The sequence below is a fragment of the Rhodanobacter sp. MP7CTX1 genome (genome assembly GCF_014205795.1).
Taxonomy (GTDB): Bacteria; Pseudomonadota; Gammaproteobacteria; order Xanthomonadales; family Rhodanobacteraceae; genus Rhodanobacter.
In genome coordinates this window covers 137,028-151,860 of sequence record NZ_JACHCN010000004.1, presented here as the reverse complement: position 1 = coordinate 151,860, position 14,833 = coordinate 137,028, and the positions used below count along the sequence as shown (strand labels likewise).

General features: G+C 62.5%; 13 protein-coding genes. 9 read left to right on the top strand and 4 right to left on the bottom strand.

Features of this window, described 5'->3' with window-relative positions; all coding sequences use genetic code 11:
• Position 1: 1 nt before the first annotated feature.
• Positions 2-1,873, top strand: coding sequence for a molecular chaperone HtpG (gene htpG / locus HDE77_RS07200; protein ID WP_184416480.1), 1,872 nt, complete (start codon positions 2-4; stop codon positions 1,871-1,873).
• A gap of 82 nt (positions 1,874-1,955) precedes the next feature.
• Here htpG and HDE77_RS07195 read toward each other — a convergent pair whose 3' ends face one another.
• From HDE77_RS07195 to HDE77_RS07185, 3 genes are all read right to left on the bottom strand, one after another.
• Positions 1,956-3,083 (bottom strand): NAD(P)/FAD-dependent oxidoreductase, encoded by a 1,128-nt coding sequence (locus HDE77_RS07195; protein WP_184416479.1) that lies wholly within the window; start codon positions 3,081-3,083, stop codon positions 1,956-1,958.
• Between the two features lie 209 nt (positions 3,084-3,292).
• Positions 3,293-3,916 (bottom strand): DUF4124 domain-containing protein, encoded by a 624-nt coding sequence (locus tag HDE77_RS07190; RefSeq protein WP_184416478.1) that lies wholly within the window; start codon positions 3,914-3,916, stop codon positions 3,293-3,295.
• 155 nt (positions 3,917-4,071) lie between these two features.
• The gene (locus HDE77_RS07185) at positions 4,072-4,830 is read right to left on the bottom strand and encodes an alpha/beta fold hydrolase (protein WP_184416477.1); all 759 of its coding nucleotides are present in this window, start codon (positions 4,828-4,830) and stop codon (positions 4,072-4,074) included.
• A 143-nt stretch (positions 4,831-4,973) separates the two neighbouring features.
• Here HDE77_RS07185 and HDE77_RS07180 point away from each other — a divergent pair, with 143 nt between their 5' ends.
• The 6 genes from HDE77_RS07180 (at position 4,974) to HDE77_RS07155 (ending at position 9,816) form a co-directional block, all read left to right on the top strand.
• Complete coding sequence (locus HDE77_RS07180; RefSeq protein WP_184416476.1) at positions 4,974-5,876, top strand: AEC family transporter; 903 nt, start codon at positions 4,974-4,976, stop codon at positions 5,874-5,876.
• Between the two features lie 78 nt (positions 5,877-5,954).
• Positions 5,955-6,620, top strand: coding sequence for a response regulator (locus HDE77_RS07175; protein ID WP_184416475.1), 666 nt, complete (start codon positions 5,955-5,957; stop codon positions 6,618-6,620).
• Positions 6,621-6,639: 19 nt separating this feature from the next.
• Complete coding sequence (locus HDE77_RS07170) at positions 6,640-7,044, top strand: S4 domain-containing protein (protein WP_255482582.1); 405 nt, start codon at positions 6,640-6,642, stop codon at positions 7,042-7,044.
• A gap of 97 nt (positions 7,045-7,141) precedes the next feature.
• Positions 7,142-7,777, top strand: a complete 636-nt coding sequence (locus HDE77_RS07165; protein WP_184416474.1) for a response regulator — start codon at positions 7,142-7,144, stop codon at positions 7,775-7,777.
• Positions 7,778-8,130: 353 nt separating this feature from the next.
• Positions 8,131-8,490, top strand: a complete 360-nt coding sequence (locus HDE77_RS07160; protein ID WP_184416473.1) for a hypothetical protein — start codon at positions 8,131-8,133, stop codon at positions 8,488-8,490.
• 390 nt (positions 8,491-8,880) lie between these two features.
• Positions 8,881-9,816, top strand: coding sequence for an alpha/beta hydrolase (locus HDE77_RS07155; RefSeq protein ID WP_255482581.1), 936 nt, complete (start codon positions 8,881-8,883; stop codon positions 9,814-9,816).
• Positions 9,817-9,876: 60 nt separating this feature from the next.
• Here the strand turns inward: HDE77_RS07155 and mutS are convergent, their stop codons facing one another.
• On the bottom strand, positions 9,877-12,450 hold the full coding sequence (gene mutS, locus HDE77_RS07150) for a DNA mismatch repair protein MutS (protein ID WP_184416472.1): 2,574 nt from the start codon (positions 12,448-12,450) through the stop codon (positions 9,877-9,879).
• Between the two features lie 89 nt (positions 12,451-12,539).
• On the opposite strand from mutS, the gene HDE77_RS07145 reads away from it, so the two are divergent.
• Positions 12,540-13,049, top strand: a complete 510-nt coding sequence (locus tag HDE77_RS07145) for a CinA family protein (RefSeq protein WP_184416471.1) — start codon at positions 12,540-12,542, stop codon at positions 13,047-13,049.
• Positions 13,050-13,212: 163 nt separating this feature from the next.
• The gene (gene recA / locus HDE77_RS07140) at positions 13,213-14,250 is read left to right on the top strand and encodes a recombinase RecA (RefSeq protein WP_184416470.1); all 1,038 of its coding nucleotides are present in this window, start codon (positions 13,213-13,215) and stop codon (positions 14,248-14,250) included.
• The last annotated feature ends 583 nt before the right edge of the window (positions 14,251-14,833 follow it).

Genomic DNA, 14,833 nt, shown 5'->3' with positions numbered 1-14,833 from the left:
TATGAGCGCACCCGCCGAGACCCGCAAATTCGAAGCTGAAGTTGCCCAGGTACTGCACCTGGTCACCCACTCGCTGTATTCGCACAAGGAAATTTTCCTGCGCGAGCTGATTTCAAACGCCTCCGATGCCTGCGACAAGCTGCGCTTCGAGTCGATTGCCAAACCCGAGTTGCTGGCAGGCGATGGCGAACTGCATATCGACGTGAGCTGGGATCCAGAGGCGCGCACGGTAACCGTGCGCGACAATGGCGTCGGCATGAATCGCGACGAAGTGATCGCGAACATCGGCACCATCGCCAGCTCCGGTACGCGACGCTTTCTGGAAGCCATGTCGGGCGCGCAGAAGGCTGATGCGCGGCTGATTGGCCAGTTCGGCGTGGGCTTTTATTCCGCGTTTGTGGTGGCCGACAAAGTCACCGTGCTCAGCCGCCGCGCCGATGCGCCGGCCGGCGAGGGCGTGAAGTGGGAGAGCGACGGCAAGGGTGAGTATTCGCTGGAGCAGGTCGAGCTGGCCGAACGCGGTACGTCGGTCATCCTGCATCTGAAGGCGGACGAGGACGAATTCCTCAAGCGCTGGCAGTTGCGTGCGCTGATCACCCGTTACTCCGATCACGTGGCGTTTCCGATCCGCATGCCGGTCGAGAAGGATGGCAAGCCGACCGAGGAATGGGAGACCGTCAACGCTGCTTCGGCGCTGTGGACCAAGCCGAAATCCGAGATTTCCGAGGAGGACTATCAGAGCTTCTACAAGTCGCTCGGCCACGATTTCAACGATGCTCTGGCGTGGACGCACAACCGTGTCGAAGGTAGCCAGAGCTTCACCACGCTGCTTTATATTCCCTCGCAACCGCCATTTGATTTGATGATGGGCGGGCGCGACGAGCGCAAGGGGCTCAAGCTCTATATCAAGCGCGTCTTCATCATGGATGCGGCCGAGGAGCTGCTGCCGAACTACCTGCGCTTCGTGCGTGGTGTGGTCGATGCGGACGACCTGCCGCTCAATGTCAGTCGCGAGATTCTCCAGAAGAACCGCCAGCTCGAGCGCATCAAGTCGGCCTGCGTCAAGCGCGTACTCGACCTGATCGAGAAGCTGGCCAAGGACGAGCCGGAGAAGTTCGCTACGTTCTACAAGGCGTTCGGCAACACGCTGAAAGAAGGCATCAGTGAAGATGCAAACAACCGCGAGCGCATAGCCAAGCTGCTGCGTTTTGCCTCGACCAAAGGCGAGGGCAGTGCGCAGGCCGTCTCGTTCGACGATTACATCGGTCGCATGCCGCTGGGACAGGAAACGATCTGGTTCATCACTGCCGACAGCTATGCCGCCGCGCTGGGTAGCCCGCAACTGGAAGCCTTCAAGGCCAAGGGCATCGAAGTGTTGCTGATGTCCGATCGCATCGATGAGTGGATGCTCGGCAGCCTCAGCGAGTACGGCGGCAAGAAACTGCAGAACGTCGCCAAGGGCGAGCTGCCACTCGACGAAGCCGACAAACAAAAGCAGGAAGCGGCGACCAAGGAAGCCGAACCGCTGTTGAAGAAGCTGAAGGAACTGCTTGGCGATAGCGTTGGCGACGTGCGCGTGTCCGCGCGTCTCACCGATTCGCCGTCATGTCTTGCGCTGAATGATTACGAGATGGCACCGCATCTCGCCCGTCTGATGCGCGAAGCCGGCCACGACATGCCCGAGAACAAGCCGACGCTGGAGATCAATCCGCAGCATCCCCTGCTCAAGCGCATCGAAGCAGAGGCCGATGAGGCCAAGGCGAAGGACATCGCCCTGCTGTTGCTGGACCAGGCCGAGATCGCTGCTGGTGCACAGCTTCCTGATCCGTCCGCGTTCGTGCAGCGAATGAATCGGGTATTGCTGGCGTCGTAAGTCTTGCGCTGAAATCGCGCAGATAAAAGCCCGCCCCTGTCGGCGGGCTTTTATTTTATCCACGTCGACGCTCCCGTTATCTTCAACGCGACAGGTAGGCTTTGGCCAGTTGCGCAATCCGCTGCGCTTCGATCCCGATCTCGCGCAGTTGCCCGGTCGCTGAAGCGATGAGGCCGCAGAAAAACAGTCCAGGTTCAAGCGTCGCCCGTCCCGTCGCCAGCGGCATGCCATGGCGGTCAAATACGCCCTTGGCTTCGGGCAGCAGTTTGCGCAGGTCGGGACTAAACCCGGTCGCGAGAATGATGCAATCGAACGCCTCCGCTGGCGTATTGGAAAAAACCACACCATCGCTGGTGAACCGGTCAATCCCGCCACGCACCTTGATCGTGCCGTCCCGAATCCTGGCCAAGGTACCTACGTCGAGCAGTGGGATACGTCGATCCTCCTCGATCATGCGTCGCGGTCCCTTGCTGGCAATCTTCAAGCCCAGATGCTTGACGGAACCGACAGCAAGGCGGATCGCGGGTGCATTGATGAAATCGGCCACGCGTGCAGGCAGACGCGCTTCAGCGATTGCCCAGGTCAGGATCGGAAGACCCAGAAGTTCGCGCGGCAAGATCTGGACCGGGCCACGCACGGCCAAAGTGACGTCGACGCTGGCTTGCGCCAGGTCGAGCGCAATCTCGCCGCCCGAGTTCCCGAATCCGACGACAAGCACCCGTTTGCCCGCGAGTGCCGCTGGATTGTTGTATTCCGTGCTGTGGATGACCGAGCCCGTATAGGCGTCTGCACCCGGCCATGTCGGCAGATGAGGGAAGTCGGCCCACCCGGTCGCGATGACCACCACTGGCGCCACGAAAGATCTCTTCTCCGCGTCCACGCGCCACGTCGAGCCATCGCGACCGATGGTTCGTACCGTGCTGTTGAATATCGGACGAAGGTCAAAGTGCGCGGCATAGTTTTCGAGGTATTCGACGACTTGCGCGCGTGACGGATACCTTGGATAGGTTCGCGGCATGGGCATGCCGGGCAACCCGGAATGCCCACGATCAGAGTGCAGGTGCAGCCGGTCATAGTGGCGTCGCCAAACGGAAGCGACCACGTCGGACTTTTCAAGTATCCCCACCTTGAGACCGAGTTGGGACATCGCGGCAGCACAGGCAAGGCCTGCGGGTCCCGCGCCAACTACAATCGTGTCCGCATCGACCATCGGGTTCTCGTCCGTCCCCAAGTGCGCGCTGGCCAGCAGCGGATCCAGCGCGCATTCCCCACGACAAAACAACAGCCAAAACAGGGGCCGGGTTGTACTTGAAAAGTAGCATCAGAATGACTTCGAGAGCTGCCCACTGTGGGCTTTCGAGCTAGTCGCTCAACTATGTTCAAGAGTGATTCTGAGTTGCCTGTCAGCGCCGGCCAACGTCAATACTTCGCCCGACCACTGACCGGGGCAGGCAGCATGGGCGGGACTGTTTTTGGTGGCGCGGGATGCGGTCCGTGACCGTGGTCATGATCGTGGCTGTGATCATGATTCCCGGGTGCCAAGGCGCCCCAGTAGACGGGGGCGTAGGCGGTGGTATCGCCGTAGACGGGTTGGGACAACTGATCAAGGTACTGCTCGTTCTGCTCACGCAACGCGTTGTTCTCACCCTGTAGCCGTCCGCGATAGGCAGCCTCACTGATCTGCGCCTGCTGATGCGCGTCTTCGGCGCGCTGCTTCTCATCGTCGGCCTGCTGCTGGGCCTGCGCCTGCATCTTCAATTGGTAGGTGTCGACGCGTTGCTGGTAGAGCCCCTGAAGATGATGCGAATCCGCATAACGCTTGGCGAGGGCTTCCTGGCCAAGGTCGAGATACTGGTCGATGACTTCGCTGTCGCTGGCCTGATGGATCAACTCGCCGCTGCCACCTGGGCAGGGACGATCGGTATATTCAAGCTGCCCGCCCTTGGTGCATTTGTAGATGTTTTGCGCACCGGCAGTTTGCGCCGCCGCCAACAGCAGGAAGGCAGCGCACAAAATACCCGTTCTTGAGGACGAAGTTTTCATCTTGACCGCCAGGCCGAAGTTTTCATCTTGGTAGGCATTCTGCGCTGATTGCATCCATGCTGCGTAATGAAAATGTTGATGAGTTTCGGGTTCGGGGACCGAAGTCAGGTTGCATTTAAACAGGATCGGAGCCGCTCTGCGCTGACAGTGCCGACTTAGTCACCTAAAAAAGGCAATGCGGCGTCGAGAAAAGCCGCAGGTTGCTCCGTATGCAGGCGATGACCACCAGCGAGCAGTCGCAGGGTAGCGTGGGTAATCGCATTGACGAGCAAGGGAAGCCGTTCCGCGGCCAAATGACTTTGCGCTGCGCCGAGCAGGAGGGTTGGTGCGCAGATGTTGGCGAGGCTGGCCCACCATGCTGGCGTTGGCGTACTTAGTGCAGCCAGGACAGGCTTCCTCATGCGCAGGTCGAAGCGGTTCGTGAACGCGATTGCCAGCATGCGTCGGACGCCCATCGAGGCCAGCAGGCGGCGCATGCTTGGCGGACACTGGATCCTGCCTGTATCTGACTTATCGCATGGTGGTGTCGGGGCATCCTCGATCAGCAGGCGACGGACGCGTATCGGTTGCTGCGCCGCTACGGATAGCGCGATAAATCCGCCCAGCGAATGACCGACCAGATCCACCTGCGCCAACTGAAGTTGATCAAGCAAGGTGGTCACGTCGGTGCGGAAATCGGATAGCGGGTAGCTTGCTGCCCGTCCACTGTGGCCATGGCCGCGCAGGTCCAATGCAATCACCCTGCGTCCGACGGCGATCAGCGCACCTGCCACTGCATCCCAGGTGTCGGAACGGCCGGCCATGCCGTGCAGAAGGATCACGGGGACGCCATCGGCCGGTCCGCCGCTGCGATAGGCGAGGAGACAGCCGTCGGCAGCGCGCAGGTACTGATAGCGTGAAAGATGGCGCGGCATCTCGTACAGGTTCCTTTTGAGGGTGCCGACGTTGAGGGGGCTCAAGGGGCTCGAGTATGCCGCATCGACTCCGGGCGGCCATAGGTGATTGGCGCTGGCTTGTCGTCTAATACGCGAACTTCAGGCCACCCTTGCGATTGCCCATGAGTGCGTTGCTGCTGCTGTTCGTGTGCCTGGTGCTGGGCGGGTTGGTTGCGCGCTTTGCGAAGCCGCCGGTCGGCATCGTGCCGGGCATCAACTGGTGGGTGATCAACCTGGCGCTACCGGCGCTGGTGCTGAAGCTCATCCCACGGGTGAAGTTCGACCCGCAGTTGTGGTTTCCTGTGGCGGCGATGTGGCTCACGTTCGCCGGCGCCTGGCTGCTGTTTGGCCTGCTCGGGCCGCGACTGGGCTGGTCGCGGCAGCGCATCGGTGCGCTGATCCTGGTCTGCGGCCTGGGCAATACCGCGTTCATGGGTTATCCGCTGATGCAGGCACTGCACGGTCAGCCGGGCCTCGCACTGGCGGTGGTGGCCGATCAGCTTGGCGCGTTTCCGCTGCTGGCATCGGCGGGTGTCGTGGTGGCGTGCCTGTACGCGGGACGCACGCCAAAGCCGGCGATGATTGTGCGACGCGTCCTCACGTTCCCGGCGTTTGTCGCGCTGATCATCGGCATCGTTGTTGGCGTGCTGGGCGGCTGGCCGGACTGGCTGGATGGCGTGTTTACGCCGATCGGCGCCACGCTGACGCCGTTGGCGCTGTTCTCGGTCGGGTTGCAGTTCAAGTTCCATCCCGGCGCGCGGCAGTTGGGCGCACTGGGCTGGGGGCTGGGCTGGAAACTGCTGCTGGCCCCGCTGTTGTGCTGGATGTTGGGCGTCGCTATTGGCGTCGGGGGATTGGTGCTGACTGTCGGTGTGCTGCAGGCGGCCATGGCGCCCATGATCTCGGCGGCGATCCTGGCCGATGAGTACGAATTGGAGCCGGCGCTGGCCAATACGGTGCTCGGAGCGGGCATCGTGCTGTCGCTCTTGACCATACCGCTGGGCAATCTGTGGCTCGGTGGCTGAGGCCGCCTTGGCGCTGCTTGCGCCGGGCGCCCGCTGCATCGAGACTAGTCGGATTCTCATGAACTGGGGGTTCGTGACATGTCCAGTTTCGACCTGATCAAGCGTTTCCTGGGAAACGCCGGGCATACAGAGCGTCGCGCGGTACCTCGCAGCGGCGTACCCAAGGCGGCCTGGGTGTTGGTGGTGGACGACTCGCCCACCATCCGCGCCGTGCTCGGCAAAATGCTGACCCAGGATAGCCACGTGGTGTTGAAGGCCGCCGACGGTGAAACGGCGATCGAAATGGCCCGCAAGGAATCTCCTGACCTGATCTTTCTCGATATCGTGCTGCCCGGCATGAACGGCTTTGCAGTGCTCCGTGCGCTGCGCCGTGATCCACTGACCCGTGACATCCCGATCGTGATGATCAGCGGCAACGTGCAGGCGACCGAGCAGTTTTATGTGCAGCGCTACGGTGCCGACGATTTCATGAAGAAGCCCTTTGGCCGCGGCGAAGTGTTTGCGCGCATCCAGCAATTGACCAAGATCGGTCGACTGGTCGTGCGCGAGCGGCTGCTTGAGGACATGCTGCCGCGGGCGCCTGAGCACACCGAGGCCGAGCACAATGCGATTCCGGACATCGCGATGCCGGATCCGCATCAGACGACGATGCTTGATTTGAACGCGCCTGATTCCAGTCGGCCGGATTTGAATCGGCCTGACCTGAACCAGCCAGGCCTGGCCTCACCAGCCACCGATCCCTGATCGGGCCAGCCGTCAAGACATGAGCAAGTTACCAGCGGGTCCGATGACCGAAGTGCGCGTCGACCTGTGGCTGTGGGCTGCGCGTTTCTTCAAGACACGCAGCCTGGCCAAGCAGGCGATCGACGGCGGCAAGATCGACGTCAACGGCGGCGGCTGCAAGCCGGCCAAGGCGTTGCATGTGGGTGATCAATTGAAGATCAGCCGCGGCGAGGAGCGGCTGGAGGTCGACGTACTGGCCTTGTCCGACAAACGAGGCCAGGCCAGCGTGGCGCAGGCGCTGTACCTGGAAACGGAAGCCAGCCGCGTTGTCCGCGAGGCGGGAAAGGAGCAGCGCCGGTTGACCGGTGCGGCCTTTGACCACCCGCCGAAACGCCCCGACAAGCATGCACGTCGCGATTTGCGACGGATGAAGGATGCGCGCTGAGCAGTGCATCGCAGATTGCCGGCTGGATCTGGGGGAACATCCACGCAAATCATGGGGGTTGCGCGACCGCGCCGTTCCTCAAGACCCGGGGGCTTGGATGGACTTGCACGCACTGATGACCGGCATCGGCTTTTTCAAAAGCCTGCGCAATAGCACCTATGGCGAACAGCGCTCGGGACAACGCCTCCAGGCCACGCTGGGCGCACGCATGCTGGTGGTCGACGATTCGCCCACCATCTGTGCCGTGCTCGGCAAGATGTTGGGCCAGGAGGGCTATGCCGTGCTCAAGGCAGGCGATGGCGAGAGCGCGCTTGAACTGGCCCGCAGTGAGCAGCCGGCGCTGATCTTCCTCGATATTGTGTTGCCGGGCATGAACGGCTTTGCCGTACTGCGCGCGCTGCGCCACGATGCCAGCACCCGGCATATCCCGATCGTGATGATCAGTGGCAATCAACAGGCGACCGAACAGTTCTACGTGCAACGTTTCGGTGCGGACGATTTCATGAAGAAGCCGTTCGGTCGCGACGAGGTGACCAGGCAGATCGGAAAGCTGGTCGCGGCAGGGCGCCTGGTTGTGCGGCAACCGTCGGCACCAGTCAGCGTGGTGCTGCCGGAGCTGTCACCGATGGCGTTGGCTGCGATCCCTGATATCGCGATGCCCGACGCGGATGACCCACACCTGGCCACACCACTGATGTTGCCGGAATCGCCATTGCAGCTGGCGCACGGCTGAGCGAAGTCCGTGATGAGGAACCAGGCGCTTGCTGCGCCACTCTCCGCGCCGTGCAACGTATCTGCCCGATCGGGCCATCGGGGGCAATTCGTCAACCACAGCTGAACAGATGCCCCGGAAGTCCGTGGGTCCTGTCAACGCGATTCATGCCTGCCCGTTTCCCTTGTTGCAACCGTCAGATAACCCTGCAATCGGGGCTGACGGTGGCCCAGGGGCTCCTTGTCGATCGTGGATGGTTCACCCGTTTTGGCATTGGCCACGCCGTGTGAATGCCGCGTTTCCCTTGGCAGAAGCTCGGTGCAGTTTTCCTGAACATCTCCCGTCTTACTTACTCCAAAACGAGGCCGTTACTTATGAGTGCAAAGTCGACTATCCGTTTCAGCTTGATGGGGTTGGTGGTATCCGCCGCGCTCGCTTCGGGCGCCGCCATGGCACAGGCTGCACCTCAGGCGAACGATCCGGGTCATCCGCGGGTCAACGAAGTCAACCAACGCCTGGACAACCAGCAGAGCCGCATCCAGAACGGTGTGGCCGATGGTCAGATCAACGCGAAGCAGGAGGCGCGCGACGAAAAGCAGGACGCCAACATCGCGCAGCGCGAAAGTGCCGATCAGGCCAAGAACGGTGGCCACCTCACCAAGCAGGAACAGCGCAATCTCAACAAGTCCGAAAACCACGACAGCCGGCGCATCCACAAGCAGCGCACGCATTGACGCTTTGCTGAAGTGACAAACGCACGGCGTTGAACGTTGATCCGAACCTCCTCGTGTTCGCACGAGGAGGTTCGTCGAGCGGACGTTCGGCGCCCGGATGACATCACTCCAACAGGATGCATCGCGAGCAGATAGCTCGCCGAGGCGACGTCGTGCGGCATGCTCTCGCTGTCCATAGCTTTCGCATGGCCTTGACAGGTCATCGCGTATCCAGACTTGAACGCCGAGTGCCCGGTGGAGCGTCGGGCTGTCTCCAGCGTGAGCCAGGCGACCTCCATCACCCCGGTCGCCCGACAACTGGAGTTACGTTTGCGCACACATCGGACAAGCCATCTCCTGCGCTTGACTGTGCTCGGCGCGGCCCTGCTACTGGGTGGTTGCAGCGGAGTCTTGTTTGCAGGACTCAACGCGACTGACGAGCACACGAACATCGGCACCGAAAGCCATGTCGTGTTCGATACGCAGCATCATCTCGCGCTGGACGTGTATCGCCCAACCGACGCAGAGCATGCGCCCATCGTGGTCTTCTTCTATGGTGGAGACTGGATGCGGGGCAAGCGCCAGTGGTATCGGTTTGCCGGTGCCGCGCTGGCGGCGCACGGCGTGATCGCGGTGATCCCGGACTACCGTAAATACCCCAAAGTGAAAATGGATGGCTTCATGCAGGACGCGGCGCATGCCGTGGCATGGACACGCGATCATGCCGAGCAGATCGGCGGCGATCCGCAGGACATCTTTCTGATGGGGCATTCAGCAGGTGGGCAGATCGCCGCCTTGCTCGCCACCGATTCGAAGTGGCTTCGAGCGAACGGCATGCAGCCAGGCGATCTGGCCGGATTCATTGGTCTGGCCGGTGTCTATGATTTCACACCGATAGAAGCCAAAGAAAAGGACATGATCGGCATGTTCGGCAAGACCCTTGCCGAACAGCGTCGGGCACAGCCCGTTTCGTTTGTGCACGGCACGGAACCGCCGATGCTGCTACTGCATGGAACGGCCGATCATGAAGTCGATCCATCGAACAGCAAATCGCTGGCGCAGGTGATGCAGGCCAATCACCAGGACGTCACCTTGAAGCTCTATCGAGGTGTGGGTCACTCGGCGCTGCTGTTTTCAATGTCGCGGCCGATGCGCGGTCATGCGCCGACGCTGGACGACGTGCTGGCGTTTATCCATGCGCATGGGAAAGGCCCCTCGAATAATCGGTTGCCCAGCTCGTCATCCCTGCGAAGGCAGGAGGTGCTTTTTCAACAGCGGAGCTGGTCATCCAGCGCCCTTGCTCGTCAAGAACTTGAGGCCTCTGGATTCCTGCCTTTGCAGGAATGACGACGCTTTTCATGCGGTGGCTGCCTGACGAATGTGGCGTCATCGAGGCCGCGCGCTCTTTCAAGCCAGGGACTTCAACCGGTAAAGCGCTTCCATCGCTTCGCGGGGAGACATTGCATCGGGATCGATGGTCTCCAGTGCGCGCTCCACGGCAGAAGGTTGTGGTGCGAACAACCCAAGTTGCGGCGACGGTTCAATGGTGGCCTTGCCGGCAGAGGCGTGCTGATGCATGCCGCGCTCCAGCTCCGCCAGGGTGCGCCGTGCGTCAGCGATCACCGACTTTGGCAAGCCGGCCAGTGCGGCCACCTGCAGGCCGAAGCTGCGGTTGGCGGGGCCGTCCTTCACGGCGTGCATGAAGACCAGTTGCTCGCCGTATTCCACCGCGTCGAGATGCACATTCGCGATGGTGGGGTATTCGTTGGCCAGCTCGGTGAGCTCGAAGTAATGCGTGGCGAACAGCGTGTACGCGCGGCTGTTGCGCGCCAGGTGCACGGCGGCGGCGCGTGCCAGTGACAGGCCATCGTAGGTGCTTGTGCCGCGGCCAACTTCGTCCATCAACACCAGGCTGTGTTCGGTCGCGTTGTGCAGGATGTTCGCCGTCTCGCTCATCTCGACCATGAAGGTCGATTGACCGCGCGAGAGGTCGTCGCCTGCGCCGATGCGGGTGAAGATTCGGTCGATCGGGCCGATCAACGCGCGCGATGCGGGCACGTAGCTGCCGATATGCGCGAGCAGCACGATCAGCGCGTTTTGCCGCATGTAGGTGGACTTGCCGCCCATGTTCGGGCCGGTGATCACCAGCATGCGACGTGCATCGTCAAGCATCAGGTCGTTCGGTTCGAACGGCTCGTCGCGAACTTTCTCCACCACCGGATGGCGGCCGCGCTCGATCGCGATGCCGGGATCATCGCTGAGTTCGGGTGCGCTCCAGTCCAGTGCTTCGGCGCGTTCGGCCAGGTCGCTCAGAACATCGAGTTCGGCCATGGCGGCCGCAGCCTGCTTCAGTGGCTCCAGTTTTCCGGTGAGCGTGTCCAGCAGTGCCTCGTACAGCGCGCGTTCGCGCATCAGCGAACGCTCCTTCGCCGACAGTACTTTGTCCTCGAAGGTCTTCAGTTCCTCGGTGATGTAGCGCTCGGCATTCTTCGTCGTCTGCCGACGCGTGTAATGCGTGGGCGCTTTTTCGGACTGCGCCTTGGTGATTTCAATGTAGTAGCCATGCACGCGGTTGTAGCCGATCTTGAGTGTGTTGATGCCGCTGGCGGCCTTCTCGCGTTCCTCAAGTTCAACCAGATACTGGTCGGCGTGGGTGGACAGGCGGCGCAGTTCATCGAGCTCGGCGTCGTAACCGTCCGCGATGACGCCGCCGTCGCGCTGCAATACCGGCGGCTGCGCCACGATGGCGCGGGTGAGTAGGACGGCGGTGTCGGCGTGATCGCCGATGTGCTCGACCAGCGTGTGCAACAGCGGACTGTCGAGCGTCGCGATCTGTTCGCGCAACATTGGCGCAGCGGCGAGGCCGTCGCGCAGGGTGGACAGGTCGCGTGGCCGCGCCGAGCGCAGCGCCACGCGGGCCAGGATGCGCTCCAGATCGCCGATGCCACGCAGTTGCTCGCGCAATGGGTCGTAGCGGCGGCTATCAATCAGGGTGCCGATCGCTTGATGCCGCCGACGCAGCAGTTCGCGCGAACGCAGCGGGCGATTCAGCCAGCGGCGAAGCAGGCGCGCGCCCATCGGCGTTACCGTTTCGTCCAGCACGCCGAGCAGGGTGTGCTCTGTGCGACCGCTGGGATGTGTATCCAGTTCCAGATTGCGGCGGGTGGCGGCGTCCAGCGCGATCGTCTCGCTGGCGCTTTCGACCGCCATGCCGGTGAGGTGCGGCAACGCGCTCTTCTGGGTTTCTTCGACGTAGCCGAGCAGACAGCCAGCTGCCGCCGTGGCCAGTGGCAGGTTGTCCACGCCGAAGCCACCGAGGTCGCGGGTGCCGAAGAAACGGTTCAGTTCACGCCGCGCGGCATCGGCGTCGTAGTGCCATGGTGGCCGCTTGCGCAGACCGGGCAATGCACTGACCAGCTTTGGCCATGCCACGCTTTCGTCGACCAGTGTCTCGGCGGGCTGCAGTCGCGCAAGTTCGGCCGCCAGGGTTTCGGCGTTCGGCACTTCGCTGAGCAGGAAACGGCCGCTGCCCAGATCGACCCACGCCAGGCCATAGCCGCCATGCGTGCCGGCGGCGATCGCCAGCAGCAGGTTGTCGCGGCGCTCCTCCAGCAGCGCGGCGTCGGTCACCGTGCCCGGGGTGACGATGCGCACCACCTTGCGCTCCACCGGGCCTTTCGAAGTGGCTGGATCGCCGATCTGCTCGCAGATCGCCACCGATTCGCCGAGGCGTACCAGCCGCGCGAGATAGTTTTCCGCTGCGTGATACGGTACGCCGGCCATCGGAATCGGTGCGCCGGCGGACTGCCCGCGTTGCGTCAGCGTGATGTCGAGCAGCCGTGCCGCCTTGCGTGCGTCGTCGTAGAACAGCTCGTAAAAGTCGCCCATGCGAAAAAACAGCAACACCTCGGGATGTTCGGCCTTGGCCGAGAGGTACTGGCGCATGAACGGGGTGTGCTGTGAGAGATCGTCTTGGCTCATGCAATACAAGTCTTGGCGTGGTCGCGCGAAACGGGTAGAACGATGGCCCTGCGCGCGGCGCAGAGCTCATTCAAGTCAGGGAGTCTCGCATGGAGTTGTCATCCGTTCCTACTGATGCCGAGTTACAGATCCTGGCTGGCGACGTAGCGATCGAGGTACTGCAGCGCAAGCTGATGCTGGTGACTGCCGAATCCTGCACGGGCGGCTGGATCGCCAAGACGCTGACCGATCTGCCCGGAAGTTCGGCCTGGTTCGATGCTGGCGTGGTGACCTACAGCTACGAGGCAAAGGAGGCGCTGCTCGGGGTCAATCCGCGCACGCTGGAGCGCACCGGCGCTGTCAGCGAGGAAACCGTGCTGGAGATGGTTTCCGGTGCTTTGGCGCGCTTTGGCGCGGGGGTGGCGGTAGCGGTGACCGGCATTGCCGGGCCTTCCGGGGGCACCCCCGACAAGCCGGTCGGCACGGTGTGGATCGGCTGGAAGCGCCGGGGCGGCTACGGGCACGCACAGCTGTTCCATTTTCCAGGCGACCGCGAGGCCATCAGGCGGCGTACCGTGGCAGCGGCGCTCATGGGCCTGCGCAAAACACTGACGGAATAATGTGTTGTCTGCTGTCGGGAGGGCTTGACCGGTATGGGATACTGGCCTACTGAAGCAGCTCGTTCCGATCAGGTTGGCTGATCGAACCGGCCCTGATCGCAGCCCGTGAGACCCGATCCGGGCATCATGCTTACCATTCACAGCCCAACCGGAATTCAAGACGATGGATGACAACAAGCGCAAGGCACTTACTTCCGCCCTCGGCCAGATCGAAAAGCAGTTCGGCAAGGGCGCGATCATGCGCATGGGCGACCGCGTCAACGAAGCCATCGAAACGGTGTCCACCGGCTCGCTCGGGCTGGATATCGCGCTCGGCGTCGGCGGTCTGCCGCGTGGCCGCGTGGTCGAGATCTATGGGCCGGAGTCGTCCGGCAAGACCACCATGACGCTGCAGGCGATCGCCAGCTGCCAGCGCGCCGGTGGCACCGCTGCATTCATCGATGCCGAGCACGCACTCGACCCGACCTATGCCGAGAAATTGGGCGTCAAGGTCGATGATCTGCTGGTTTCGCAGCCGGATACCGGCGAGCAGGCGCTGGAAATCGCCGACATGCTGGTGCGCTCGGGTGCGGTCGACATGGTTGTCGTCGACTCGGTCGCCGCGTTGACCCCGAAGGCGGAAATCGAGGGCGAAATGGGCGACTCCCACGTCGGCCTGCATGCCCGTCTGATGAGCCAGGCGCTGCGCAAGCTGACCGCCAACATCAAGAAATCCGGCACGCTGGTGATCTTCATCAACCAGATCCGCATGAAGATCGGCGTGATGTTCGGCAGCCCGGAGACCACCACGGGAGGCAACGCGCTGAAGTTCTACGCCTCGGTGCGCCTGGACATCCGCCGCATCGGCGCGGTGAAGAAGGGCGAGGAGATCATCGGTTCGGAAACCCGCGTCAAGGTGGTCAAGAACAAGGTGGCCCCGCCGTTCCGCCAGTGCGAATTCGAGATCCTGTACGGCGAAGGCACCTCGCGCGAAGGCGAGATCATCGAGCTGGGTGTGGCGCAGAACCTGATCGACAAGTCCGGCGCCTGGTACAGCTACAAGGGCGACCGCATCGGCCAGGGCAAGGAGAACGTACGCCAGTACCTGCGCGACAACCCGGCGATGGCGAACGAGATCGACAAGCTGTTGCGCGAGCGTCTACTGGTACCGGTCGGCAAGCCTGCCGCCGCGGCGCCGGAAGAGGCGCTCGAGGAGGCGTGAGACGGTAAGGCTTTGTCGTCACGGCGGTGATGCGGTGACCGCGGTGATGGCGGCTCAGTGATGTGGCAATCCGTTTCACGCAAATGGCCCGGCTCGTCCGGGCCATTTGCATTTCAGCTCGGAGGTTAATCGCGAGCGGTGGGGCGGATTCACTCCAGCCGTTCCACTCAGCCGCTCTCCACCCCCCCTGACCGTTCGCCCTGAGCGTAAGCCCGAAGGGCTGAAGTCGAAGGGCAATCCACCTCAGCCGTTCTTCAGCCCTCCCCAACCGTTCTCCCAGAGCGCAAGCCCGAAGGCTGAGTCGAAAGGCGACCCTTCGACTTCGCTGCGCTACGCTCAGGGCGAACGGGGTAGAACCCAGTCAAAGGACAACGCACCCCAGCCGTTCACCAACCCTCCCTAACCGTTCGCCCTGAGCGTAAGCCCGAAGGGCTGAAGTCGAAGGGCAATCCACCTCAGCCGTTCTTCAGCCCTCCCCAACCGTTCGCCCAGAGCGCAAGCCCGAAGGCTGAGTCGAAAGGCGACCCTTCGACTTCGCTGCGCTACGCTCAGGGCGAACGGGGTAGAACCCAGTCAAAGGACA